Source organism: Kitasatospora sp. HPM-01-4, from assembly GCF_051374625.1.
GTDB lineage: Bacteria > Actinomycetota > Actinomycetes > Streptomycetales > Streptomycetaceae > Kitasatospora.
Window position 1 is genome coordinate 2719876 of record NZ_JBPQGP010000005.1, and the last position, 24693, is coordinate 2744568.

Genomic DNA, 24693 nt, shown 5'->3' on the forward strand with positions numbered 1-24693 from the left:
CGACCGCACATCGGACACCCGGCCCCGGCCGACCACCCCACAGCAGACGTACGAAGACGAAGAAGAGGATGAAGCACCATGACTGACGCACTGAAGCGCCTCAGCGACGAAGGCGTGGCGATCTGGCTGGACGACCTCAGCCGCGACCGGCTGAACACCGGGAACCTGGCCGAACTGGTGCAGAGCAAGCACGTGGTGGGCGTCACCACCAACCCGACCATCTTCCAGAAGGCCATCGGCGGTGGCAGCGCGGCCTACCAGGGCCAGCTGAAGGACCTGGCGGTCCGCAAGGTCACCACCGACGAGGCCGTCCGCATGATCACCACCTCGGACGTGCGCGACGCGGCCGACGTGCTGCGTCCGGTCTACGACGCCTCCAACGGCCGCGACGGCCGGGTCTCCATCGAGGTCGACCCGCGCCTGGCCCACGAGACCGAGGCCACCGTCGCCGAGGCCAAGCAGCTGTGGTGGCTGGTGGACCGCCCGAACGTGTTCATCAAGATCCCCGCCACCAAGGCCGGCCTGCCCGCCATCTCCGCCGTTCTCGGCAAGGGCATCAGCGTCAACGTCACGCTGATCTTCTCCCTGGAGCGCTACCGCGCGGTGATGGACGCCTACCTGACCGGTCTGGAGCAGGCCAAGGCCACCGGCCTGGACCTCTCGCAGATCGAGTCGGTCGCCTCGTTCTTCGTCTCCCGCGTGGACACCGAGATCGACAAGCGCCTGGACAAGATCGGCGGCGAGGCCAGGCAGCTCCGTTCCAAGGCCGCCCTGGCCAACGCCCGCCTCGCCTACCAGGCCTACGAGGAGGTCTTCAGCTCGGACCGCTGGAAGGCCCTGGAGGCCGCCGGCGCCAAGGCGCAGCGTCCGCTGTGGGCCTCCACCGGTGTCAAGGACCCGGCCCTGCCGGACACCCTGTACGTCACCGAGCTGGTCGCTCCCGGCACCGTGAACACCATGCCCGAGGCCACCCTGGACGCCACCGACGACCACGGTGTGGTCACCGGTGACACCATCACCGTCAACTACGCCGACGCCAAGGCCCTGATGGACGCCATCGCCGCCGCCGGTGTCGACTACGACGACGTCGTCCAGGTGCTGGAGGATGAGGGTGTGGAGAAGTTCGAGCAGTCGTGGAACGAGCTGCTCGACACCGTCACCGCCTCGCTGGCGGCCCTCGCCACCGAGAAGTGATCTCACCCGCTCACACCCACCGAAAGCGGAGCCACTCCCGTGAGCACTGACTATCCCGAGGTCGAGCAGGGCGAAGCCCCGCTCGCCGCCTCGAACCCCCTGCGGGACCCCGCAGACCGACGGCTCCCGCGTATCGCGGGGCCGTCGGGCCTGGTCATCTTCGGTGTCACCGGCGACCTGTCGCGCAAGAAGCTGATGCCGGCCATCTACGACCTCGCCAACCGCGGCCTGCTGCCGCCGGGCTTCTCCCTCGTCGGCTTCGCCCGCCGCGAGTGGGCGGACGAGGACTTCGCCAAGGAGGTCCACGACGCCGTCAAGCAGCACTCCCGGACCCCGTTCCGGGAGGAGGTCTGGCAGCAGCTCGCCAAGGGCATGCGCTTCGTCCAGGGCTCCTTCGACGACGACGAGGCCTTCGAGCACCTGCGCAAGACGATCCAGGACCTGGACGAGGCGCAGGGCACCAGCGGCAACTTCGCCTTCTACCTGTCGGTGCCGCCGAGCTCCTTCCCGATCGTGGTCCAGCAGCTGAAGAAGCACGGTCTGGCCGACCCGCCGAACGGCTCCTGGCGCCGCGCGGTGATCGAGAAGCCGTTCGGCCACGACCTGGCGAGCGCCCAGGAGCTGAACCGGATCGTCCACGAGGTCTTCCCCCGGGACGAGGTCTTCCGGATCGACCACTACCTGGGCAAGGAGACCGTCCAGAACATCCTGGCGCTGCGTTTCGCCAACACGATGTTCGAGCCGATCTGGAACCGGTCCTACGTGGACCACGTGCAGATCACCATGGCCGAGGACATCGGTATCGGCGGCCGTGCCGGGTACTACGACGGCATCGGCTCGGCCCGTGACGTCATCCAGAACCACCTGCTCCAGCTGATGGCGCTCACCGCCATCGAGGAGCCCGCCTCCTTCCACCCGAAGGCGCTGGTCGCGGAGAAGCTCAAGGTGCTGAGCGCGGTCAAGCTCCCGGCCGACCTGGGCGAGCACACCGTGCGCGCCCAGTACACGGCCGGCTGGCAGGGCGGCGAGGAGGTGGTCGGCTACCTGGACGAGGACGGCATCAACCCCGAGTCCAAGACCGACACCTACGCGGCGATCAAGCTGGAGATCAACAACCGGCGCTGGGCGGGCGTGCCGTTCTACCTGCGCACCGGCAAGCGGCTCGGCCGCCGGGTCACCGAGATCGCGGTGGTCTTCAAGCGCGCGCCCTACCTGCCCTTCGACGCCTACGCCACCGAGGAGCTCTCGCAGAACGCCCTGGTCATCCGGGTGCAGCCGGACGAGGGCGTGACGGTGCGGTTCGGCTCCAAGGTGCCGGGCACCTCCTTCGAGGTACGCGACGTCACCATGGACTTCCAGTACGGGGAGTCCTTCACCGAGTCCAGCCCGGAGGCGTACGAGCGGCTCATCCTGGACGTCCTGCTCGGTGACGCCAACCTGTTCCCCCGTCACCAGGAGGTCGAGCTCTCCTGGCAGATCCTCGACCCGATCGAGAACTACTGGGACACCCACGGCAAGCCCGCCGAGTACCCGGCCGGGACCTGGGGACCGGTCGAGGCGGACGAGATGCTCGCACGAGACGGCAGGAGCTGGCGTCGGCCATGAAGATCGACCTGACCAACACCACGTCCAGCAAGATCAACGCAGCGCTGATGGACGCCCGCCGGGCGGGCGGCAACGCCGCCGGCGGGATGGTGCTCACCCTCGTCATCGTCACCGACGAGGGCAGCGCCTACGACGCGCTCAAGGCCGCCAACGACGCCTCGCGCGAGCACCCCAACCGCACCCTCGCGGTGATCAAGCGTGCGGGGCGCTCGCCCCGGGCCCGTGCCGAGACCCGGCTGGACGCCGAGATCCTGGTCGGCTCGGACGCCGGTTCGGGCGAGACCGTCATCCTGCGGATGCACGGCGAACTCGCCTCGCACGCCCAGTCGGTGGTGCTGCCGCTGCTGCTGCCCGACGCCCCCGTGGTGGTCTGGTGGCCGGAGAACGCTCCGCTGCACCCCGCGCAGGACCCGCTGGGCGCCCTCGCCCAGCGCCGGATCACCGACGCCGTCACCGCCGAGTCGCCGGTCGGCCAGCTCGCCCAGCGGGCCGACAGCTACACCCCCGGTGACACCGACCTGGCCTGGACCCGGATCACCGGCTGGCGCTCCATGCTGGCCGCCGCCCTGGACCAGCGCCCGGCGAAGATCACCTCCGTCGTGGTCGCGGGCGAGTCCTACAACCCGAGCGTCGAGCTGCTCGGGCTGTGGCTGATGAACCGGCTGAACGTCCCGGTCGAGCGGGTGGTCACCGCCGGGCCCGGGATCACCGCGGTCACCCTGCGCACCCAGGACGGCGCCATCGTCCTGGACCGCCCGGACGGCCTGATGGGCACGCTCTGCATGCCCGGCTCGCCGGACCGCCAGGTCGCGCTCAAGCGCCGGGAGACCTCGGAGCTGATCGCGGAGGAGCTGCGCCGCCTCGACCCGGACGACATCTACGCGAGTGCCGTCCGCACCCCGGTGGAGCGGCTGCGGGAGCCCGCCGAGCCGGACGGGGAGGCCTCCCCCGAGGCCCCGGCCGCCGCCGACCCCGCCGCCACTGCCGCTGCCGAGCCGCAGCCGGCCGCGGGCGACGAGGCGGCCGACGAGCCGGCCGAGAAGTCCGGTGGCAGGAAGACGGCGTCCCGGAAGCGGGCCTCGTCGTGACGGCTGCCACCACGCCGCAGCTGGTTGTCCACCGCGACAAGGAGCTGATGGCCCAGGCGACCGCCGCCCGGCTGATCACCCGGATCGTGGACGCCCAGGCCGCCCGTGGCACCGCCTCGGTGGTGCTCACGGGCGGGCGCAACGGCAACGCCCTGCTCGCCGCGATCGCCGCCTCCCCGGCGCGCGACGCGGTGGACTGGGCCCGGCTGGACCTCTGGTGGGGCGACGAGCGCTACGTCCCGTCCGACGATCCGGAGCGCAACGCCGTCCAGGCACGCCGGGAACTGCTCGACGCCGTCCCGGTCGACCCGGCGCGGGTGCACGAGATGCCGGCCTCGGACGGAGAGCACGGGTCCGACGTGGAGGCCGCCGCCGCCCGCTACGCCCAGGAGCTGGCCCGGTCGGCCGGCCCCGGCGGGCACGCCGACGTCCCGGCCTTCGACGTACTGCTGCTCGGCGTCGGCCCGGACACCCACGTCGCCTCGCTCTTCCCCGAGCACCCGGGTGTCCGGGAGAGCGAGCTGACCGTGGTCGCCGTCCACGGCGCGCCCAAGCCGCCGCCCACCCGGATCTCGCTCACCCTCCCGGCCATCCGGGCGGCCCGCGAGGTCTGGCTGCTGGCGGCCGGCGAGGACAAGGCCGACGCCGTCGCCATGGCCCTCACCAGCCCCGGCGAGGTCCAGGCCCCGGCCTCCGGTGCCCGCGGCCTCAGCCGCACCCTGTGGCTCCTCGACCGCGCCGCGGCCTCGAAGATCCCCACCGGGCTCTACCCGCCCTCCTAGGGCTTGCCTGACCCGCCGTCGGGCAGGGCCCCGCGCCCTCACGCGACGGCATCCAACTGCGGCCCGGCTCCGATCCGTTCGGAGCCGGGCCGCGGTGCTCCGCCACAACGGTCCGCCCAGGAGCGGGTCCCAGCTAGGACCGACCGGCAATAGGGAGCGTGGCGTCGCGTGCCGGTCGGTCTGAGTTCTAAGTTCTAAGTTCTAAGTCCACGACAACACCGAAGGGCGACACCGGAGTTGTCCGGTGTCGCCCTTTCAGGTCGTTCTGCTCAGATCTCGCCGCGCAGCTTGGCGAGCGCCTCGGCCAGGATCGCCTCGCCGTCGGCGTCGGTGCGGCGCTCGCGGACGTACGCGAGATGGGTCTTGTACGGTTCGTTGCGCGAGGGCGCCGGCGGGTTGTGCTCGTCCTGGCCGGCCGGGAAGCCGCAGCGCGGACAGTCCCAGGTCTCCGGGATCACGGCTTCAGCCGCGAAGCTGGGGCGCGTCTCGTGCTTGTTGGCGCACCAGAAGGTGATCCGGTTACGGGGGGCGGACTCGCCGCGCTCCGCCTCGCCCATCGGGCCGGCGCCTACTCTGCTGCCACGGATGGCGTTGCCACTTGCCACGGTCTGACTCCCTGCGTGTCCCACTGCCGCCCGCCGCTATCTGCGGACGGTGGCGAAGTCGTCCCAGTGTAAGCGGCGCTTAAGGATCTGCCACCACCGCCTCCGGGCGCAGTTCAGCATAAGCGCCCGGGAGACGTACCGTCAGATCCCCGGCGTACCAGGGGCGGGAGAATCAGCTCTTGTACTTGAGCAGCAGTCCGAGCACCACGATGCAGGCGAACCAGGCGATGCCCACGATGATGGTGATGCGGTCGAGGTTGCGCTCGGCCACCGCGGAGCCGCCGCCGGCCGACATCGCGCCACCACCGAACATGTCGGACAGACCGCCGCCCTTCCCCTTGTGCAGCAGCACCAGGAGGATCATCAGCACGCTGAAGATGATCAGGGCAATCGAGAACCCGAGAATCACGGCGGGGACCAACTCTCTCGTATCTTTCGGCGAAGGGCCGGACCACCCGGAGGCGGTCCGACCCCAAAGCCTACGTTGCCGCGGCGGCGTTAGCCTACTGCCTGCTCCCGGTAGCGCACGATCTTGACGAACTCGTCGGCGTCCAGCGAGGCGCCGCCGATCAGACCGCCGTCGATGTCCGGCTTGGCCATCAGACCGGCCACGTTGCCCGCCTTCATCGAACCGCCGTACAGGATGCGGACCTTCCCGGCCAGCTCGGCGCCGTACAGCTCGGCCAGCCGGCCGCGGATCGCCGCGCAGACCTCCTGGGCGTCCTCGGGGGTCGCCACCTCGCCGGTGCCGATCGCCCAGACCGGCTCGTACGCGACGACGATCTGCTCGGCCTCGAGGGCCGGGACGTCCTTCAGCGCGCCGTCCAGCTGCGCCAGGGTGTACTCGACGTGGGTACCGGCCCTGCGGATCTCCAGCGGCTCGCCGATGCAGAGGATCGGCACCACACCGTTGCGGTAGGCGGCCTTGACCTTGGCGTTGACGAGCTGGTCGCTCTCGCCGTGGTACTCGCGGCGCTCCGAGTGGCCGATGGCCACGTAGCTGCACTTCAGCTTGGCGAGCATCGGGCCGGAGACCTCTCCGGTGTACGCGCCCGAGTCGTGTGCCGAGAGGTCCTGGGCGCCGTACTTGATCTTCAGCTTGTCGCCGTCGACCAGGGTCTGCACCGAACGCAGGTCGGTGAACGGCGGCAGGACCGCCACCTCGACCGCCTCGTAGTCCTTCTCGGCCAGCGCGAAGGCCAGCTTCTGGGTGTGGGCGATGGCCTCGAGGTGGTTGAGGTTCATCTTCCAGTTGCCCGCCATCAGCGGGAGACGCTCAGTCATACGATCAGCCTTCCAGGGCGGTGAGACCGGGAAGCTTCTTGCCCTCCAGGTACTCGAGGCTCGCGCCACCGCCGGTCGAGATGTGCCCGAACTCCGTCTCGTCGAAGCCCAGGATGCGGACGGCCGCGGCGGAGTCGCCGCCACCGACCACGGTGAACGCGTCGCTGTCGATCAGCGCCTGCGCGACGGCCTTGGTGCCGTTCGCGAAGGTCGGGTGCTCGAAGACGCCGACCGGGCCGTTCCAGAACACCGTGGCCGCGTCCGCGATCTTCGAGGCGAAGAGCTCGCGGCTCTTCGGGCCGATGTCCAGGCCCTCCTTGGTGGCCGGGATCTTGTCCGCGTCCACGATCTCGAAGTCCTCGACCGGGGCGTGGGTCTTGGTGTCCGGGAAGTTCGCGGAGACGCAGATGTCGACCGGCAGGACGAACTCCACGCCGTTCTTCTCCGCCCGGTCCAGGTACTCCAGGACGGTCGGGATCTGGTCCTTCTGCAGCAGCGAGATGCCGACCTCGTAGCCCTTGGCCGCGAGGAAGGTGTACGCCATGCCGCCGCCGATGACGATGCGGTCGGCCTTGCCCAGCAGGTTGTCGATCACGCCGACCTTGTCGGAGACCTTGGCACCGCCGAGCACGACCACGTACGGGCGGGCGACGTCCTCGGTCAGGCGCTTGAGCACACCCACCTCGGTCTCGATCAGGTCGCCGACGGCGTGCGGCAGCCGGGCCGGGAGGTCGTAGACCGAGGCGTGCTTGCGGTGCACCGCGCCGAAGCCGTCACCGACGTAGAGGTCGGCGAGGGTGGCCAGCTGGTCGGCGAAGGCACCGCGCTCGGCGTCGTCCTTGCTGGTCTCGCCCGCGTTGAAACGCAGGTTCTCGAGCAGCGTGACCTCGCCGTCGGCCAGGGCGGCGACGGTGGCCTTCGCGCTCTCGCCGACGGTGTCGGTGGCGAACGAGACGGACTTTCCGAGCACCTCACCCAGCCGCACGGCGACCGGGGCGAGGGAGAACTGCGGGTCGGGCTCGCCCTTCGGACGGCCCAGGTGCGAGGCGACGATCACGCGGGCGCCGCGCTCCAGCAGCTTGGCGATGGTCGGCGCGACGGCGCGGATCCGGCCGTCATCGGTGATCCGGCCGTCGGACAGCGGCACGTTGAGGTCGGCGCGGACGAACACCCGCTTGCCGGCCACGTCCAGGTCTTCGATGGTCTTCAACTTCGGTCTCCCGGGGAGAAGGTAACGCCTGGTGGCGGCACGGCATCGTGCCGCCGATAGAGAGTGAGGGTGCCCGCGGGCGCAGGGCAGGAGCACCCACGGCCGGTGGCCGGCGACGCAGAGGAAGGGCCCGGAAGCTCAACCGCCTTCCGGGCCCCGCCCCTTACGTCACGTCGGATCCGCAGGTCAGAGCTGGCCACCGACGAGGGTGGTCAGGTTGACGAGGCGGTTGGAGTAGCCCCACTCGTTGTCGTACCAACCGAGCACCTTGACCTGGTTGCCCTGGACCATGGTCAGCTGGGCGTCGAAGATGCAGGAGGCCGGGTTGTTGACGATGTCCGAGGAGACGATCGGGTCCTCGGTGTAGGACAGGACGCCCTTGAGGGCACCCTCGGAGGCCTTCTGGAAGGCGGCGTTGACCTCGTCCTTGGTGACGTCGCGCTCCAGGGTGACGACCAGGTCGGTGATCGAGCCGGTCGGGACCGGGACGCGCAGCGAGGTGCCGTCCAGCTTGCCCTTGAGCTCCGGCAGGACCAGCGCGGTGGCCTTGGCGGCACCGGTCGAGGTCGGGATGATGTTCTGCGAGGCGGCACGGGCGCGACGCAGGTCCTTGTGCGGGAAGTCCAGGGTGACCTGGTCGTTGGTGAACGCGTGGACCGTGGTCATCAGGCCCTTGACGATGCCGAAGCTCTCGTTCAGCACCTTCGCCATCGGCGCCACGCAGTTGGTGGTGCAGGAGGCGTTGGAGATGATCGTGTGGCTGGCGGCGTCGTACTTGTCGTCGTTGACGCCCATGACGATGGTGACGTCCTCGTCGGTGGCGGGCGCCGAGATGATGACCTTCTTGGCACCGGCGGCGATGTGCTTCTTGGCCGCCTCGGCCTTGGTGAAGATACCGGTGGACTCGACCACGATGTCGGCGCCCAGCTCACCCCAGGGGAGGTTGGCCGGGTCACGCTCGGCGGTGACCTTGAAGGTCTTGCCGTCGACGGTGATGCTGTCCGCGGAGTGCGACACCTCGCCCGGGAAGGTGCCCAGGGTGGTGTCGTACTTGAGGAGGTGCGCCAGGGTCTTCGTGTCGGTCAGGTCGTTGACACCGACGATCTCGATGTCTGCGCCCTGGGCCTTGACCGCACGGAAGAAGTTACGGCCGATGCGGCCGAACCCGTTGATGCCTACCCGGATCGTCACGAACCGATCTCCTTATGTAGGTACGCCGGCCCTATTGCCGACGGGGTGGAATTTGGGATTTCCCCGACCACCCACGACCCTACCTCTCCCGAGGTCGCCTGGGCACATCGCCTCTCCGCAGCGGATGCGAAGCGGCAGGTCGAAAGCGCGGGGAGCGCACGGGTCGGGCGGCGTTCGCATCGCACCGTCCCGCTCGCGCTCCTCCCCGCGCCCCAGCGGCCGAACCGGGCCCGGAAAGCCCTGCGCACGCGCCCTAGTTGAGCGCCATCTCGTCGGTGAGGTTGGCCTCGGTGCTGGGCAGGCCCAGTTCGGCGGCACGCTTGTCGGCCATCGCCAGCAGCCGGCGGATCCGGCCGGCCACCGCGTCCTTGGTCAGCGGCGGATCGGCCAGCGCGCCCAGCTCCTCCAGCGAGGCCTGCTTGTGCTGCATCCGCAGCTGGCCGGCGGCGGCCAGGTGCTCGGGCACCTCGTCACCGAGGATCTCCAGCGCGCGGGCCACCCGGGCGCCGGCCGCGACGGCCGCGCGGGCCGAGCGGCGCAGGTTGGCGTCGTCGAAGTTGGCCAGCCGGTTGGCGGTGGCCCGCACCTCGCGGCGCATCCGGCGCTCCTCCCAGGCCAGCACCGACTCGTGCGCGCCCAGCCTGGTCAGCAGCGCGCCGATCGCGTCGCCGTCCCGGATCACCACCCGGTCCACTCCGCGCACCTCGCGGGCCTTGGCCGGGATGCCGAGCCGCCGGGCCGCGCCGACCAGCGCCAGCGCCGCCTCCGACCCGGGGCAGGTGATCTCCAGCGAGGAGGACCTGCCCGGCTCGGTCAGCGAGCCGTGGGCCAGGAAGGCCCCGCGCCAGGCCGCCTCGGCGTCACAGGTCGCCCCGGAGACCACCGCCGGGGGCAGCCCCCGGATCGGCCGTCCGCGCCCGTCCACCAGCCCGGTCTGCCGGGCCAGCAGCTCGCCGTCCTTCACCACCCGCACCACGAACCGGCTGCCGCGTCGCAGGCCGCCGGGGGCCATCACCACCAGGTCCGAGGAGTGTCCGAAGATCTCCAGCAGGTCCTTGCGCAGCCGCCGCGCCGCCATGCCGGTGTCCAGCTCCGCCTCGATCACGATCCGGCCGCTCACAATGTGCAGACCGCCCGCGAATCGCAGGATCGCCGAGACCTCCGCCTTGCGGCAGCAGGCCCGGGTGACGGGGAGCCGGCTGATTTCGTCCTTCACCGCTGCCGTCATCGCCATGGGCCGATCCTTCCATGTGTCCGGAAAATCCGGTCGTACGCAGCCGCCAAGAGCTCCGGGTCGTGTCGCGGCGTGCCGTCGGTCCCGGCCACCCGGTCGAGTACCAGCGAGGCGCCCATCCGCTCCGCGGCCTTGCCCAGGCCCTCCAGGTCGGCCACCCCGAAGGCGCCGCCGGTGACGGCCTGCTCGTCCACCAGGATCGCATCCACGGCGAGTTCCGGAGCGTGGTCGGCGATGACCTCCAGGTGCCGCTGCGGGGTGAAGCCCTCGGTCTCGCCGGGCTGCGGGGCCAGGTTGAGGGTCAGCAGCCGGCGGGCCCGGGTCTCGGTGAGCGCCTTGGCCAGCTCGGGGACCAGCAGGTGCGGCAGCACGCTGGTGAACCAGGAGCCGGGGCCCAGCACCACCCAGTCCGCCTCCATCACCGCCTCGACCGCCTCGGGCACCGCCGGGGGCTCCTCGGGCAGCAGCCGGATCGACAGGACCGTGCCGGGGGTGGCCGCCACATCGGCCTGGCCCCGCACCGCGCTGATCTCTTCCGGGCGGGCCGGGTCGTGGCCGCGCACCTCGGCCTCGATGTCCAGCGGGACCGCCGACATCGGCAGCACCCGGCCCTGGACGTTGAGCAGGCGGCCCACCCAGTTGAGCGCCTCCACCGGGTCGCCGAGCTTCTCCCAGAGCGCGACGATCAGCAGGTTGCCGACCGCGTGCCCGCCGAGCTCGCCGTCGCCGGTGAAGCGCTGCTGGATCACCTCGGACCAGGTGCGGCCCCAGTCGTCGTCCCCGCAGAGCGCCGCCAGCGCCTTGCGCAGGTCCCCGGGCGGCAGCACGCCGAGTTCGCTGCGCAGCCGTCCGCTGGAGCCGCCGTCGTCGGCGACGGTGACCACGGCGGTCAGCTCGGTGGTCAGCCGACGAAGCGCCGAGAGCGAGGCGGACAGCCCCTGGCCGCCGCCCAGCGCGGTGATTCTGGGCGCGCCGGCGCGGGGCCTCGGTGCCGCCTGTTCTCGCCGGTCGGCAGATTTGTGCTGGAGCTGCCGCACTGGCGAGTATCCCGTCACACCGACCCCACGTTCCTGTTGTGTACCCCGGAGAGCGGCCGGCGGGGCGGTGTCGTCACTCCCGCAGGCTCACTCCCTGCCCATGTCGCGGTGGACCAGCACCGTCTCGACGCCGTCCGCGATCAGACGCTTCGTCAACCGCTCGGACATGGCGACACTCCGGTGCTTGCCCCCGGTGCAGCCTACGGCAAGGGTCATGTAGCGCTTGCCCTCCCTGCGGTACCCCTCGGTCACGATCTTGAGCAGCTCGGCATAACCGTTGAGGAACTCGTTGGCACCGGCCTGCTGGAACACGTAGTCCGAGACGTCGCTGTCGGTGCCGGTACGGGCCCGCAGCTCGGGCACCCAGTGCGGGTTGGGCAGGAAGCGGCAGTCGACCACCAGGTCGGCGTCGACCGGGAGGCCGTACTTGAAGCCGAAGGACATCACGGTGGCCCGCAGTTCGGGCTCGTCGTGGTCGCTGAACTGCGCGTCCATCTTGCTGCGCAGCTGGTGGACGTTGAGGTTGGAGGTGTCGATCACCAGGTCGGCCTCGCCGCGCAGGTCGCGCAGCAGCTCGCGCTCCTGGCTGATCCCGTCCACGATCCGGCCGTCGCCCTGCAGCGGGTGCGGGCGTCGGACCGACTCGAAGCGGCGCACCAGGGCGTCGTCGGAGGACTCCAGGAAGACCACCCTCAGCCGGACGCCGCGCTTCTCCAGCTCGTCCAGGGAGGTCAGCAGGTCGTCGAAGAACTTGCGGCCCCGGACGTCCACCACGACGCCGATCCGGGGTACCGCGCCCTGGGATCGGGCGCCGAGGTCGACCATGGTCGGGATGAGTGCCGGCGGGAGGTTGTCCACGACGAACCAGCCCAAGTCCTCCAGGCACTTGGCGGCCGTGCTGCGGCCGGCTCCGGACATGCCGGAGATGATCACTAGCTCCGGGGCGTTCTCTCCTCCGGCCTCCGGCCGAGAAGTACCCCCATAATCAGACATTGTCACTTCGGTTCCCCGCTTTCGGTGGTTCTGCTGAGGAGAACGCTTCTGGCGTCGCCCGGGCATTCCCTTACCACCCCGAGGGGTGACACGGAACCCGGTGACTGACGGGCGGCGTCGGCCGTCAAGGCGTCTCCTGCGGTGCGTCGTCTTCAATGATCTCGCCGGTTGCGGTGTTCACCGCAGGTGCGGCCGGTGTACGGGAGGCCAACGCTGCGGCAACAGTTTCCGCCGTCCGCCTACCGATGCCCGGGACCTCGCAGAGTTGGTCCACGGTGGCCGCGCGCAGTTTCTTCAGCGAGCCGAAGTGCTTGAGCAGTGCCTTCCGGCGAGTCTCGCCGAGACCGGCGACGGAGTCCAGCTCCCCCGCCGTGAACCGCTTGGCGCGCTTGCCGCGTTGGTAGGTGATGGCGAAGCGGTGCGCCTCGTCGCGGACCCGCTGGAGCAGGTACAGGCCCTCGCTGCTGCGCGGCAGCACCACCGGGTCGTCCTCACCGGGGAGCCAGACCTCCTCAAGTCGCTTGGCCAGCCCGCAGAGTGCGACGTCGTCGATGCCCAGCTCGTCCAACGCCCGCTTGGCGGCGGCGACCTGGGGCTGGCCGCCGTCGACCACCAGCAGCTGGGGCGGGTAGGCGAAGCGCTTGGGACGGCCGGTCTCGGGGTCGAGGGGACCGGCCGTCACCGGCTCGTCGTCCTCCTCGGGGACGGCCCACTCCCCGGTCTGCTCGCGCTCCTGCAGGTAGCGGCGGAAGCGGCGGCTGATCACCTCGTGCATCGACCGGACGTCGTCCTGGCCGGCGAACCCCCTGATCTGGAACCGCCGGTACTCGCTCTTGCGGGCCAGGCCGTCCTCGAAGACCACCATCGAGGCGACCACGTCCTCGCCCTGCAGGTGCGAGATGTCGAAGCACTCGATGCGCAGCGGGACGGAGTCCAGCTCCAGGGCGTCGGTGATCTCCTGGAGGGCCCGGCTGCGGGTGGTCAGGTCGGAGGCGCGCTTGGTCTTGTGCAGGGCCAGCGCCTGCTGGGCGTTGCGCTGGACCGTGGCCATCAGGTCCTTCTTGTCGCCGCGTTGGGGCACCCTGAGGTCGACCTGGCCCCCCTTGGCGGTCTGGGTGGCACGCAGGCCGCTCAGCCAGTCCTGGACCGGCTCGAGCGGCCGGGGCAGCTCGGGGACCAGCACCTCGCGCGGGACGGACTCGGTGCCGCCGCCGTACAGCTGCTGCAGCGCGTGCTCGACCAGGGCCGCGGTGTCGACGTCCTCGACCTTGTCGGTGACCCAGCCGCGCTGGCCGCGCACCCGGCCGCCGCGGACGTGGAAGATCTGCACGGCGGCCTCCAACTCGTCCTCGGCGAGGGCGAGCAGGTCGGCGTCGGTGCCGTCGCCGAGGACCACCGCGTTCTTCTCCATCGCGCGCTTGAGGGCGGCGATGTCGTCGCGCAGCCGGGCCGCGCGCTCGTACTCCATCGCGACGGCGGCCTCCTGCATCTGCTGCTCCAGGCGGCGCAGGTAGCCGCCGGTCCGGCCGGCCATGAAGTCGCAGAACTCCTCGGCGAGTTCGGCGTGCTCGGACTGTGAGATCCGGCCGACGCAGGGCGCGGAGCACTTGCCGATGTAGCCGAGCAGGCAGGGGCGGCCGACCTGCTGGGCGCGCTTGAACACGCCGTTGGAGCAGGTGCGGACCGGGAAGACCCGCAGCATCAGGTCGACCGTCTCGCGGATCGCCCAGGCGTGCCCGTACGGACCGAAGTAGCGCACGCCCTTCTTGTGCGCCCCGCGCATCACCTGGACCCGGGGGAACTCCTCGTTCAGGGTGACCGCGAGCTCCGGGTAGCTCTTGTCGTCGCGGTACTTGACGTTGAAACGGGGGTCGAACTCCTTGATCCAGGAGTACTCCAGCTGGAGCGCCTCGACCTCGGTGGCGACCACCGTCCACTCCACCGAGGCGGCGGTGGTGACCATGGTGGCCGTCCGCGGATGGAGGCCCGCGAGGTCCTGGAAGTACGAGGAGAGACGCTGTCGCAGGCTCTTGGCCTTGCCGACGTAGATGACCCGCCCGTGTGCGTCACGGAACTTGTAGACGCCGGGCGAGGTCGGGATCGCACCCGGTGCCGGGCGGTACGTGGAGGGGTCGGCCATGGCTCTACCGTACCGACCCCCACCGACACTCCGGGGGCAGTCCCGAACACCGGTCGCCGTGACCGGTGTTGTACGGGACCTGCGGCTCAGCCCTTCGTGACCTCGAGATTGCCGCCCTGCACCGCCACCTTGTACTCCGGCAGGGGCTTCGGCGCCGGGCCGTCCTGGACCGAGCCGTCCGCGATCGCGAAGCGGCTGCCGTGGCACGGGCACTGGATCTGGCCGTTGGCCACGTTGTCCACGACGCAGCCCGCGTGGGTGCAGACGGCGCTGAACGCCTTGTACTGACCGGCGGTCGGCTGGGTCACCACGATCTTCTTCTCGCGGTAGACCGTGCCGCCGCCGACCGGGACGGCCGCCGCCGGGCCCACGTCGACCGGCCCGGCCGACTGGGCCGACTGGGCCGAGCCCCCGGACGAGCCGCCCGAGGCCCCGCCGTTCGCCGACGAGGAGCACCCGGTGACCGCGACGGCACCGCCGACGGCCAGTACGGCGCCGGCACCGCAGAGCAGCTTCCGGCGGGAGGTCTCGGGCAGGGCGGCGGTGGGACTTTCGACGGCCTCGGACATCGGTGGCGTCTCCCTCGGGTGCACTGGGTACGGGCTGGACCGGCGGCAGTCTATGCCCGCCGCCTGTGAACCCGGGGCCGGCCGCTGCCGGGCGCACGGCGGTCCGTGGTCCATCGCATGGACCACGGACCGCCGCGCCGCCGGCGGCTACTTCTTGGCGGCCGCCCGCTTGCGAGCGGTCTTCCTGGCCGGCGCCGGGGCGTCGACCTGGCCGTCGCCCAGGATGTCGCGGAGGAACTTCCCGGTGTGGCTGGCCGTGATCGCGGCGATCTCCTCGGGCGTGCCCTCGGCGACCACGGTGCCACCGCCGCTGCCGCCCTCGGGACCCATGTCCACGACCCAGTCGGCGGTCTTGATCACATCGAGGTTGTGCTCGATGACGATGACGGTGTTGCCCTTCGCCACCAGACCGTCGAGGACCTTGATCAGCTTGCTGATGTCCTCGAAGTGCAGACCGGTGGTGGGCTCGTCCAGGACGTAGACCGTCCGGCCGGTGGAACGCTTCTGCAGCTCGGAGGCGAGCTTGACGCGCTGCGCCTCACCACCCGACAGCGTCGGCGCGGACTGCCCGAGCCGGACGTACCCGAGCCCGACGTCGTTGAGCGTCCTCAGGTGGCGGGCGATCGCCGGGACCGCCTCGAAGAAGTGCAGGGCCTCCTCGATCGGCATGTCCAGCACCTCGGCGATGGACTTGCCCTTGTAGTGGACCTCCAGCGTCTCCCGGTTGTAGCGGGCGCCGTGGCAGACCTCACACGGGACGTAGACGTCCGGCAGGAAGTTCATCTCGATCTTGATGGTGCCGTCGCCGGAGCAGTTCTCGCAGCGGCCGCCCTTGACGTTGAAGGAGAAGCGGCCGGGCAGGTAGCCCCGGACCTTGGCCTCCTGGGTCTCCGCGAAGAGCCTGCGGACGTGGTCGAAGACACCCGTGTACGTCGCCGGGTTGGATCGCGGTGTGCGGCCGATCGGCGACTGGTCCACGTGCACCACCTTGTCCACCAGGTCGGTGCCGGTGATCCGGGTGTGCCGGCCGGGGACGCTGCGCGCGCCGTTCAGCTCGCGGGCGAGGTGGGTGTAGAGGATGTCGTTGACCAGGGTGGACTTGCCCGATCCGGAGACACCGGTGATCGCGGTGAAGGTGCCGAGCGGGAAGCCGACCGTGACGTCGCGCAGGTTGTGCTCACGGGCGCCGTGCACGGTGAGCTGGCGCTTCCTGTCCCGCGCCCGGCGCGCGGCCGGGATCGGGATGGAGCGCTTGCCGGAGAGGTACTGGCCGGTCATCGACTCGTCGTTGGCCATCAGCTCCTTCAGCGAGCCGGAGTGCACCACCTTGCCGCCGTGCTCACCGGCGCCGGGGCCGATGTCGACCACCCAGTCGGCGGTCTTGATGGTGTCCTCGTCGTGCTCGACCACGATCAGGGTGTTGCCGATGTCGCGGAGCCGGACCAGGGTCTCGATCAGGCGGTGGTTGTCGCGCTGGTGCAGGCCGATGGACGGCTCGTCCAGCACGTACAGCACGCCGACCAGGCCGGATCCGATCTGGGTGGCGAGCCGGATGCGCTGGGCCTCACCGCCGGAGAGGGTGCCCGCGGCGCGGTTGAGCGAGAGGTAGTCCAGGCCGACGTCGACCAGGAAGCGCAGCCGCTCGTTGACCTCCTTGAGCACCCGCTCGGCGATCTGCTTGTCCCGCGCGGTGAGCTTCAGCGCCCCCAGGAACTCGGCGCAGTCGCTGATCGACATCGCGGATACGTCGGCGATCGACCGGCCCTCGACGGTGACCGAGAGGATCACCGGCTTGAGCCGGGTGCCCTGGCAGGCCGGACAGGGCACCTCGCGCATGTAGCCCTCGAAGCGCTCGCGGCTGCTGTCGCTCTCCGCCTCGGAGTGGCGGCGGGTGACGAACGGGATCGCGCCCTCGAAGGAGGTGGTGTACGAGCGGTCGCGCCCGTAGCGGTTGCGGTAGCGGACCTCGACCTGGGTCTTGTGCCCGTACAGCAGCGCCTTGCGGGCGCGGGCGGGCAGCCCGGCCCACGGGATGTCGGTACGGAAGCCCAGCTCGCCGGCGAGCGCGTCGACCAGGCGCTGGAAGTACTCCTTGGTGTGGCCCTGGGACCAGGGGTGGATCGCGCCGTCGTCCAGCGAGCGCTCCGGGTCGGGGATGACCAGCTCGGGGTCGACCTCCATCCGGTTGCCCAGGCCGGAGCACTCCTGGCAGGCGCCGAACGGGGAGTTGAAGGAGAAGGAGCGCGGCTCCAGCTCCTCGAAGGAGACGTCGTCGTACGGGCAGTAGAGGTGCTCGGAGAACATCCGCTCGCGCTCCGGGTCGTCCTCGGGGAGGTCGACGAAGTCGAGCACCACCATGCCGCCGGAGAGCTTGAGCGCCGTCTCGACCGAGTCCGTCAGGCGGCGCTTGGCGCTCTCCTTGACGGTGAGGCGGTCGATGACCACCTCGATGGTGTGCTTCTCCTGCTTCTTCAGCGTGGGCGGCTCGGTGAGCTGGACGGTGGTGCCGTCCACCCGGGCGCGGGCGTAGCCCTTGGACTGGAGGTCGGCGAAGAGGTCGACGAACTCGCCCTTGCGCTCGCGCACCACCGGGCTGAGCACCTGGAAGCGGGTGCCCTCGGCGAGTTCGAGCACCCGGTCGACGATGGCCTGCGGGGACTGCTTGGCGATCGGGCGGGAGCAGTGCGGGCAGTGCGGCTTGCCGATCCGGGCGAACAGCAGGCGCAGGTAGTCGTACACCTCGGTGATGGTGCCGACGGTGGAGCGCGGGTTGCGGTTGGTGGACTTCTGGTCGATCGAGACCGCCGGCGAGAGGCCCTCGATGAAGTCCACGTCGGGCTTGTCCATCTGGCCGAGGAACTGGCGGGCGTACGAGGACAGCGACTCGACGTACCGGCGCTGGCCCTCGGCGAAGATCGTGTCGAAGGCCAGCGAGGACTTGCCCGACCCGGACAGGCCGGTGAACACGATCAGGGAGTCCCGCGGCAGGTCGAGCGAGACGTTCTTGAGGTTGTGCTCGCGAGCACCGCGGACGATGAGGCGGTCTGCCACTGCTTCTGGCGCCTTTCCCGGGGGAGATGGCTTCGACGACTGCGCGGCCGGCCGGCGTACGGCCCGCTCCGTAGTCAAGTGAGCAATCGAGTGATTTCTTCCAGCTTGCCGCATGTCAGCCTATAGCTCATGCGTTCGATTATCGACCCTGTCCAGTCGAAGCCACCCGAACGAGTGAAGGCCCCCGCCCCGCCCCTGCTCACGCCTTGGGAAACCCGCTGCTCAGGATCTCCGGGAGCCGGTAGCGTCACCGACGTCAACGAGTGAGCACCCGCCCGGGCAACGCACTGGAGTTTCAATGACAGACGCCGAGACCGTCACCGCCGCGCTGGAGACCGTCGCCGAGTCCACCGAGCGCCTGCTGCGCACCGTCGGCGGTCTGGACCCCGCCCAGGTCGGCGAGCCGTCCGCGCTTCCGGACTGGAGCCGCGGCCATGTCCTGGCCCACCTCGCCAGGAACGCCGACTCCCTGGTCAATCTGCTGGAGGGCGCCCGGACCGGCCGGGACATCCCCCAGTACGCCAGCGAGGCGGCCCGCGAGGACGGCATCCGTCTCGGCGCCCTCCGCCCGCTCGCCGAACAGCTCGCCGACCTGGAGGCCAGCGGCGCCCGGTTCCACGCGGCCGCGGCCAGGATGTCCGGCAACGACTGGAACACCCTGATCCGGCACCGCAGCGGCAGGATCTTCCCGGCCTGGAAGCTGGTCCTCAAGCGCCACCAGGAGCTGGAGTACCACCATGTCGACCTGGTCGCCGGGTACACCCCCGAGCACTGGCCCGAGGACTTCGCGGTCACCGAACTGGTCCGGCTGGCGGAGCAGTTCGCCGTCGACCCGGTTCCGGCGGTCCTGCTGGTGGCCGAGGACAGCGGCACCCGGGCGCAGCTGGGTCCGGCCGGCGCCGAGCCCGCCCTGACCGTCGGGGGCCCGGTCCGGGGCCTCACCGCCTGGGTGTCCGGCCGCTCGGCCGGTGCGGGCCTGCGGGTCCACCGGGACGGCGGGCCGGTGGCGGACGCGCTCCGCGCCCTGCCGGAGCTTCCGCCGCTGGGCTGAGCAGGCGATGATGCAGATGACCGGCAGGACGGGCGCCCGGCACGGGCACCCGGGACCGAATCGACGAGGAGCAGCGACGCGATGACGTACCACGGAGCGGTGAAGGTCGGCGGCCCGCCGGAGTTGCGGGAACTCGCCCACCTGATGATCACCAAGATCGCGGTCGGCCCGTTCGAGAACAACGCCTACCTGCTGCGCTGCCGGGCCACCGACGAGCAGCTGCTGATCGACGCCGCGGCGCAGGCGCCGGTGCTGCTGGAGTCGGTCGGCGAGCAGCTGGCCACCGTGGTCACCACGCACCGGCACCACGACCACTGGGCCGCGCTCGCCGAGGTGGTCGAGGCCACCGGAGCCCGGACGGCCGCCGGACGGATCGACGCGCCCGGCATCCCGGTGCCCACCGACATCCTGCTGGACGACGGGGACGTGCTGCGGGTCGGCCAGGTGGAGCTGCGGGTCCGCCACCTGGTGGGCCACACCCCCGGCGCGATCGTGCTGATCTACGACGACCCGCAGGGCCACCCGCACGTGTTCACCGGGGACTGCCTCTTCCCCGGCGGCGTCGGCAACACCGAGAAGGACCCGGCGCGGTTCGCCAGCCTGTTCCGCGACGTCAAGGAGAAGATCTTCGACGCCCTCCCGGACGAGGCCTGGGTCTACCCCGGCCACGGGAACGACACCACTCTCGGCGCCGAGCGCCCGTACCTCGACGAGTGGCGCGCGCGCGGCTGGTGACGGCCCCGGGCGGGGGCGAAGGGGCGGTCCCGTACGGACGGGGCCGCCCCTTCGCCCGTCCTGCTAGCCGTTCGCCTCGGCGAGGCCCTCCCGTGCCGCCCTGCGCGAGGCGATCAGGCTGGTGGTCGTGGTGACCGCCAGGACCAGCCCGATGAAGCCCAGCGAGAACGGGATGCCGATCTCCGGTACGTGGACACCGCTCTCGTGCAGCGCGTGCAGCACCAGCTTCACCCCGATGAACCCGAGGATCACCGACAGCCCGTACGAGAGGTGGACCAGCTTCTTCAGCAGGCCGCCGATCAGGAAGTACAGCTGGCGCAGGCCCATCAGCGCGAAGGCGTTGGCGGTGAGCACGATGTACGGGTCCTGGGTCAGACCGAAGATCGCCGGGATCGAGTCCAGCGCGAAGAGGATGTCGGCGCTGCCGATGGCGAGCATCACGACCAGCATCGGCGTCATCAGCCGCCTGCCGTGCTCGCGCACGACGAGCCTGCTGCCGTGGTACCGGTCCGTCGACGGGAAGAACCGCTCGACCGTCCTGAGCAGGCGGTTCCCCTCGAACTCCGTCTCCTCCCCGCCCGCACGGGCGTCCTTGACCAGCTTCCAGGCGGTCCAGATCAGGAACGCGCCGAAGAGGTAGAAGACCCAGGAGAAGGTGGTGATCAGGGCGGCACCGGCGGCGATGAAGACCGCTCGCAGCATGAGCGCGATGATCACACCGACCATCAGCACACGCTGCTGGTGGATCGCCGGCACCGCGAACTTGCTCATGATCAGGATGAACACGAAGAGGTTGTCCACGCTGAGCGACTTCTCGGTGACGTACCCGGCGAAGAACTCACCGGCCGGCTGCGCACCGGAGTGCCACCATAGGAAACCGCCGAACAGCAGCGCCAGAACGACCCAGACCGCGGTCCAGGTACCGGCTTCCCTGATCGACACCTCGTGCGGCTTCCGGCCGCCGATGAAGAAGTCCGCCACGATAAGTGCGACCAGCACGCCGATGGTGCCGGCCCAGAGGCCTGCGGAAACGTCCATTTTTTGAGCCCTCCGGCAATTGAGCGAGCAAAACGCATCACTGCCGGAGGTCTCTTCCGCCCGTACGCTCCCCCACACGGAGCGAACGGACCAGCGGCCCCGGGGCGCGCGACCCCTGGAACAAGGGGGCACCCGTGCTGACGGGACCACTGCGAGGGAATACTCCCCTCCGTTTCCGCCAAGACTAACAGAACTCCAAGGAGGGGTAAAAAAGGTAAAAAACCGCCGGGGGGCTAGAGGTACGGCTCTATCGCCGGCAGCAGGTCCTGGAAGGTGCGGGACCTGGCCGGGGCGCCGATGGCCTGCATGCCCCAGCCGCCGCCGTCCTCACGGAAGACCTTGGCCATGATCTGGCCGGTGTGCGGGCCGCCGCCGGTCAGCTCGTAGCGGGCCAGCTCACGGCCGGTGCTCTCGTCCACCAGACGGCAGTGCGCGTTCCGCACCTCGGCGAAGGTCTGGCCGGTGTAGGAGCTGACGGTGAAGACGATCTGGGTGATGTGCGCGGGGACGCGCGTCAGATCCACCATGATCGACTCATCGTCGTCGCCCGAGCCCACTCCGCCGACCAGATTGTCGCCGGTGTGCCGGACCGAGCCGTCATTGCTGCTCAGGTGCTGGAAGAAGACCACGTCGGAGGGGGTCCTCTCGGCGTAGAGCAGAGCGGAGGCATCCAGGTCGATCTCCCGCCTGCGCAGACCGAACAGTCCGCGCCTGGGCGCGGCCTCCCAGCCGAGGCCCATCCTGACCAGGCTCAGCGTCTCCCCGGAACCCTTCTGCAGGCTGACCCGTTGACCCTTCGCCAGATTCACCGACACGGTGCTGTCCTCTCTCTCCTCAGCCCGGCAGGCAGGTCGCCGCCGCGGCTGCACGGCGGATCACCCCGTTGCCGTCCCCCGGCTGAGGCCCCCAAGGTGCGCGCCTCCCCCGTCGGCCGGTGCCCGCACAGGCCCCGCGCCCGCGAGGGAGTACCCGCGGGCCAGCCTATGGCCTGCGGGTACTCGGCTGTCGATGGCCTACCCGCTCACGCTGGGGCCGAGACCCCGGCGGGCGGACCAAGTCAGGCCAGACCGGCCTCGCGCATCTGGCGCAGCTCCTTCTTCAGCTCACCGATCTCGTCCCGAAGCCGGGCCGCGACCTCGAACTGCAGCTCCGCCGCGGCGGCGTGCATGCGGTCCGTCAACTGCTGGATGAGATCGGCGAGTTCCGCGGCCGGGAGGCTCTTGGCCGGCTTGCGGCCGGCGCCCAGCGCGGGCGCCGGCGCGCCCTTGCCCTTGGCGGAGCCCCGGTACCCGGTGGCGAGCAGCTCCTCGGTGTCCATGTCCTCCCGGGCCAGGGTGTCCAGGATGTCGCCGATCTTCTTGCGCAGCGGCTGCGGGTCGATGCCGTTCTTCTCGTTGTACGCCTGCTGGACGGCGCGGCGGCGGTTGGTCTCCTCGATCGCCAGCTCCATCGCCGGGGTGATCTTGTCGGCGTACATGTGCACCTGGCCCGAGACGTTCCGGGCGGCGCGGCCGATGGTCTGGATCAGCGAGGTACCGGAGCGCAGGAAGCCCTCCTTGTCCGCGTCCAGGATCGCCACCAGGGAGACCTCGGGCAGGTCCAGGCCCTCGCGGAGCAGGTTGATGCCGACCAGCACGTCGTACTCGCCGGCCCGCAGCTCGCGCAGCAGCTCGACCCGGCGCAGGGTGTCGATGTCGCTGTGCAGGTACCGCACCCGGATGTCGAGGCCGACCATGTAGTCGGTGAGGTCCTCGGCCATCTTCTTGGTCAGCGTGGTGACCAGGACGCGCTCGTCCCGCTCGACCCGCTTGCGGACCTCGTGCACCAGGTCGTCGATCTGGCCCTCGGTGGGCTTGACGATCACCTCGGGGTCGATCAGGCCGGTCGGGCGGATGATCTGGTCGACCACGCCGTCGCCGCGGGAGAGCTCGTACTTGCCCGGGGTCGCCGAGAGGTAGACCGTCTGCCCGATCCGCCCCAGGAACTCCTCCCACTTCAGCGGGCGGTTGTCCATCGCCGAGGGCAGCCGGAAGCCGTGCTCGACCAGGGTGCGCTTGCGGGAGGCGTCGCCCTCGTACATCGCGCCGATCTGCGGGACCGTCACATGCGACTCGTCGATCACCAGGAGGAAGTCCTCCGGGAAGTAGTCGAGCAGCGTGTTGGGGGCGGTACCGGGCTCGCGGCCGTCGAAGTGCATCGAGTAGTTCTCAACGCCGGAGCAGGTGCCGATCTGACGGAGCATCTCGATGTCGTAGGTGGTGCGCATGCGCAGGCGCTGGGCCTCCAGCAGCTTGCCCTGCTTCTCCAGGGTGGCCAGGCGCTCCTCCAGCTCCTTCTCGATGCCGTTGACCGCACGCTCCATCCGCTCCGGGCCCGCCACGTAGTGCGAGGCGGGGAAGACGTAGACGGAGTCGTCCTGGCTGATGATCTCGCCGGTGAGCGGGTGCAGGGTGTAGAGCGCCTCGATCTCGTCGCCGAACATCTCGATCCGGACGGCGAGTTCCTCGTAGACCGGGAAGATCTCGACGGTGTCGCCGCGGACCCGGAAGGTGCCGCGGGTGAAGGCGACGTCGTTGCGGGTGTACTGGATGTCCACGAAGCGGCGCAGCAGGGCGTCCCGGTCGATCTCCTCGCCGACCTTGAGCGGGACCATCCGGTCCACGTACTCCTGCGGGGTACCCAGGCCGTAGATGCACGACACGGACGCCACCACGACCACGTCGCGCCGGGTAAGCAGCGAGTTGGTGGCCGAGTGGCGCAGGCGCTCGACCTCCTCGTTGATCGAGGAGTCCTTCTCGATGTAGGTGTCCGTCTGCGGGACGTACGCCTCGGGCTGGTAGTAGTCGTAGTACGAGACGAAGTACTCGACCGCGTTGTTGGGAAGCAGCTCGCGGAACTCGTTGGCCAGCTGGGCGGCCAGGGTCTTGTTCGGCGCCATCACCAGGGTGGGCCGCTGGAGCTTCTCGATCATCCAGGCGGTGGTCGCCGACTTGCCGGTGCCGGTGGCGCCGAGCAGGACGACGTCCTTCTCACCCGCGCGGATCCGGCGCTCCAGCGCGGCGATGGCCGTCGGCTGGTCGCCGCTGGGCTGGTAGGGGCTGACGACCTCGAAGGGCGCCACTGTCCGTTCGATACTCGTGATGGGTCGCACGAGTCCACCGTACGACCCGCCACCGACAACCCGGACCGCTACGCCCGGCTCAGGCCGCGTGGGCCTCGAACCTGATCGTCGGTTCCCGGGCCGGGTCGAAACGGACCTCCACGTCAAGCGCCGTGGCGAGCTTCTCGATCAATGGCAGGGTCGGGTCGACGCCACTCTCCTCGATGCTCTCGACCTCCGCCTCACTCAGCCCGGCCCGCTCGGCGAGCTGAGCCGCGCTCCAGCCGAGCACCGAGCGCCGGGCGTACACGGCCTCGGCCAGCGCCATCCGGCGGCCGGCCGCAAGGTACTCCTCGCTCTCGCGGTGCTCGGGCGGCACAACCCAGCGCGTGTGGTAGCCGCTGCTCATCGCTCCTCCTCGTCCCGGTCGAAGACATCGTGGTCGCCGGCAGGCGCGTGCTCCGCCTCACACACCTTCTGAGCCCGGTGTGCCCGCTCGACCTGCTCGGTCTCGCGGCTCCTAGTCTTCCGGAACACCGTCAGCAATACAGCCCTGCGACCGGGTGCGAGCCGATAGGCGACCCGCATAGGCCCGATCCGCAGCTCCCGCAGCGGCCCGCCCAGGTGGCTGGACAGCGGAAACGGCAGCATCTCGCCGTCCCCGGCCAGCCGATCAGCCACCCGCTCGGCCGCGCGGTACTCTCCGAGCGAGCAGTTCCGGAGCCACAGACGTACCTCCGGCTCGATCTCGATCGTGTAGGCCGTCCGGCATGTCGCGCCTGTCAT

22 protein-coding genes are annotated in these 24693 nt (G+C 70.3%); 6 read left to right on the plus strand and 16 right to left on the minus strand.

Annotated elements, in window-relative coordinates; translation table 11 throughout:
• The first annotated feature begins 78 nt into the window (after positions 1-78).
• From tal to pgl, 4 genes are read left to right on the plus strand one after another with little or no spacing between them, the layout of a single operon-like run.
• Positions 79-1194, plus strand: coding sequence for a transaldolase (tal, locus tag ACSMTC_RS11565; protein ID WP_436559580.1), 1116 nt, complete (start codon positions 79-81; stop codon positions 1192-1194).
• Between the two features lie 39 nt (positions 1195-1233).
• Entirely contained in the window at positions 1234-2799 is a 1566-nt protein-coding gene (gene zwf, locus ACSMTC_RS11570) for a glucose-6-phosphate dehydrogenase (RefSeq protein ID WP_436559581.1), read from the plus strand.
• Positions 2796-3887, plus strand: coding sequence for a glucose-6-phosphate dehydrogenase assembly protein OpcA (gene opcA / locus ACSMTC_RS11575; protein WP_436559582.1), 1092 nt, complete (start codon positions 2796-2798; stop codon positions 3885-3887). The genes zwf and opcA overlap by 4 nt, the downstream gene beginning before the upstream one ends.
• Positions 3884-4669 carry a 6-phosphogluconolactonase gene (pgl, locus tag ACSMTC_RS11580; RefSeq protein WP_436559583.1) on the plus strand — a complete coding sequence of 262 codons (786 nt, stop codon included), beginning with the start codon at positions 3884-3886 and terminating at the stop codon, positions 4667-4669. The genes opcA and pgl overlap by 4 nt, the downstream gene beginning before the upstream one ends.
• A 269-nt stretch (positions 4670-4938) precedes the next feature.
• Here the strand turns inward: pgl and ACSMTC_RS11585 are convergent, their stop codons facing one another.
• The 11 genes from ACSMTC_RS11585 to uvrA all read right to left on the minus strand — a co-directional run bounded on the left by ACSMTC_RS11585 (position 4939) and on the right by uvrA (position 17983).
• A complete protein-coding gene (locus ACSMTC_RS11585) occupies positions 4939-5274 on the minus strand; it encodes an RNA polymerase-binding protein RbpA (RefSeq protein WP_329948631.1) in 336 nt (111 codons plus the stop codon).
• Between the two features lie 172 nt (positions 5275-5446).
• The gene (gene secG, locus ACSMTC_RS11590) at positions 5447-5683 is read right to left on the minus strand and encodes a preprotein translocase subunit SecG (protein WP_436559584.1); all 237 of its coding nucleotides are present in this window, start codon (positions 5681-5683) and stop codon (positions 5447-5449) included.
• Between the two features lie 89 nt (positions 5684-5772).
• Entirely contained in the window at positions 5773-6558 is a 786-nt protein-coding gene (gene tpiA / locus ACSMTC_RS11595; RefSeq protein WP_436559585.1) for a triose-phosphate isomerase, read from the minus strand.
• 4 nt (positions 6559-6562) lie between these two features.
• A complete protein-coding gene (locus ACSMTC_RS11600) occupies positions 6563-7768 on the minus strand; it encodes a phosphoglycerate kinase (protein WP_436559586.1) in 1206 nt (401 codons plus the stop codon).
• 186 nt (positions 7769-7954) lie between these two features.
• Complete coding sequence (gap, locus tag ACSMTC_RS11605; RefSeq protein ID WP_436559587.1) at positions 7955-8959, minus strand: type I glyceraldehyde-3-phosphate dehydrogenase; 1005 nt, start codon at positions 8957-8959, stop codon at positions 7955-7957.
• A 253-nt stretch (positions 8960-9212) separates the two neighbouring features.
• Entirely contained in the window at positions 9213-10193 is a 981-nt protein-coding gene (whiA, locus tag ACSMTC_RS11610) for a DNA-binding protein WhiA (protein WP_344635213.1), read from the minus strand.
• A complete protein-coding gene (locus ACSMTC_RS11615) occupies positions 10184-11230 on the minus strand; it encodes a gluconeogenesis factor YvcK family protein (RefSeq protein WP_436559588.1) in 1047 nt (348 codons plus the stop codon). Before ACSMTC_RS11615 ends, whiA begins: the two co-directional genes overlap by 10 nt.
• Before the next feature lie 87 nt (positions 11231-11317).
• Positions 11318-12223: an RNase adapter RapZ gene (gene rapZ / locus ACSMTC_RS11620; RefSeq protein WP_436559589.1), complete on the minus strand. Its 906-nt coding sequence runs from the start codon at positions 12221-12223 to the stop codon at positions 11318-11320.
• 124 nt (positions 12224-12347) lie between these two features.
• Positions 12348-14363: an excinuclease ABC subunit UvrC gene (uvrC, locus tag ACSMTC_RS11625; RefSeq protein ID WP_436559590.1), complete on the minus strand. Its 2016-nt coding sequence runs from the start codon at positions 14361-14363 to the stop codon at positions 12348-12350.
• Between the two features lie 86 nt (positions 14364-14449).
• Positions 14450-14932 (minus strand): Rieske (2Fe-2S) protein, encoded by a 483-nt coding sequence (locus tag ACSMTC_RS11630; RefSeq protein ID WP_436559591.1) that lies wholly within the window; start codon positions 14930-14932, stop codon positions 14450-14452.
• A 147-nt stretch (positions 14933-15079) separates the two neighbouring features.
• Complete coding sequence (gene uvrA, locus ACSMTC_RS11635; RefSeq protein WP_436559592.1) at positions 15080-17983, minus strand: excinuclease ABC subunit UvrA; 2904 nt, start codon at positions 17981-17983, stop codon at positions 15080-15082.
• Positions 17984-18281: 298 nt separating this feature from the next.
• Here uvrA and ACSMTC_RS11640 point away from each other — a divergent pair, with 298 nt between their 5' ends.
• Both ACSMTC_RS11640 and ACSMTC_RS11645 read left to right on the plus strand, forming a co-directional pair.
• On the plus strand, positions 18282-19034 hold the full coding sequence (locus tag ACSMTC_RS11640; RefSeq protein ID WP_436559593.1) for a maleylpyruvate isomerase family mycothiol-dependent enzyme: 753 nt from the start codon (positions 18282-18284) through the stop codon (positions 19032-19034).
• Positions 19035-19115: 81 nt separating this feature from the next.
• On the plus strand, positions 19116-19769 hold the full coding sequence (locus ACSMTC_RS11645; RefSeq protein WP_436559594.1) for an MBL fold metallo-hydrolase: 654 nt from the start codon (positions 19116-19118) through the stop codon (positions 19767-19769).
• Between the two features lie 63 nt (positions 19770-19832).
• Here ACSMTC_RS11645 and ACSMTC_RS11650 read toward each other — a convergent pair whose 3' ends face one another.
• The 5 genes from ACSMTC_RS11650 to ACSMTC_RS11670 form a co-directional block, all read right to left on the minus strand.
• On the minus strand, positions 19833-20807 hold the full coding sequence (locus tag ACSMTC_RS11650; protein WP_436559595.1) for a TerC family protein: 975 nt from the start codon (positions 20805-20807) through the stop codon (positions 19833-19835).
• A 233-nt stretch (positions 20808-21040) separates the two neighbouring features.
• Complete coding sequence (locus ACSMTC_RS11655) at positions 21041-21622, minus strand: TerD family protein (protein ID WP_436559596.1); 582 nt, start codon at positions 21620-21622, stop codon at positions 21041-21043.
• 242 nt (positions 21623-21864) lie between these two features.
• Entirely contained in the window at positions 21865-23958 is a 2094-nt protein-coding gene (gene uvrB / locus ACSMTC_RS11660; protein WP_436559597.1) for an excinuclease ABC subunit UvrB, read from the minus strand.
• A gap of 49 nt (positions 23959-24007) precedes the next feature.
• Entirely contained in the window at positions 24008-24316 is a 309-nt protein-coding gene (locus ACSMTC_RS11665; RefSeq protein ID WP_436559598.1) for a helix-turn-helix domain-containing protein, read from the minus strand.
• A complete protein-coding gene (locus ACSMTC_RS11670; RefSeq protein WP_436559599.1) occupies positions 24313-24693 on the minus strand; it encodes a type II toxin-antitoxin system RelE/ParE family toxin in 381 nt (126 codons plus the stop codon). Before ACSMTC_RS11670 ends, ACSMTC_RS11665 begins: the two co-directional genes overlap by 4 nt.

Excerpts from the sequence above, each read along its gene's own strand:
- ACSMTC_RS11650 (WP_436559595.1), bottom strand. The coding sequence starts at position 20,807 with ATGGACGTTTCCGCAGGCCTCTGGGCCGGCACCATCGGCGTGCTGGTC.
- tpiA (WP_436559585.1), bottom strand. The coding sequence starts at position 6,558 with ATGACTGAGCGTCTCCCGCTGATGGCGGGCAACTGGAAGATGAACCTC.
- rapZ (WP_436559589.1), bottom strand. The coding sequence starts at position 12,223 with ATGTCTGATTATGGGGGTACTTCTCGGCCGGAGGCCGGAGGAGAGAAC.
- ACSMTC_RS11640 (WP_436559593.1), top strand. The coding sequence starts at position 18,282 with ATGACAGACGCCGAGACCGTCACCGCCGCGCTGGAGACCGTCGCCGAG.
- ACSMTC_RS11670 (WP_436559599.1), bottom strand. The coding sequence starts at position 24,693 with ATGACAGGCGCGACATGCCGGACGGCCTACACGATCGAGATCGAGCCG.
- ACSMTC_RS11665 (WP_436559598.1), bottom strand. The coding sequence starts at position 24,316 with ATGAGCAGCGGCTACCACACGCGCTGGGTTGTGCCGCCCGAGCACCGC.
- opcA (WP_436559582.1), top strand. The coding sequence starts at position 2,796 with ATGAAGATCGACCTGACCAACACCACGTCCAGCAAGATCAACGCAGCG.
- tal (WP_436559580.1), top strand. The coding sequence starts at position 79 with ATGACTGACGCACTGAAGCGCCTCAGCGACGAAGGCGTGGCGATCTGG.
- ACSMTC_RS11630 (WP_436559591.1), bottom strand. The coding sequence starts at position 14,932 with ATGTCCGAGGCCGTCGAAAGTCCCACCGCCGCCCTGCCCGAGACCTCC.
- uvrC (WP_436559590.1), bottom strand. The coding sequence starts at position 14,363 with ATGGCCGACCCCTCCACGTACCGCCCGGCACCGGGTGCGATCCCGACC.
- whiA (WP_344635213.1), bottom strand. The coding sequence starts at position 10,193 with ATGGCGATGACGGCAGCGGTGAAGGACGAAATCAGCCGGCTCCCCGTC.
- ACSMTC_RS11645 (WP_436559594.1), top strand. The coding sequence starts at position 19,116 with ATGACGTACCACGGAGCGGTGAAGGTCGGCGGCCCGCCGGAGTTGCGG.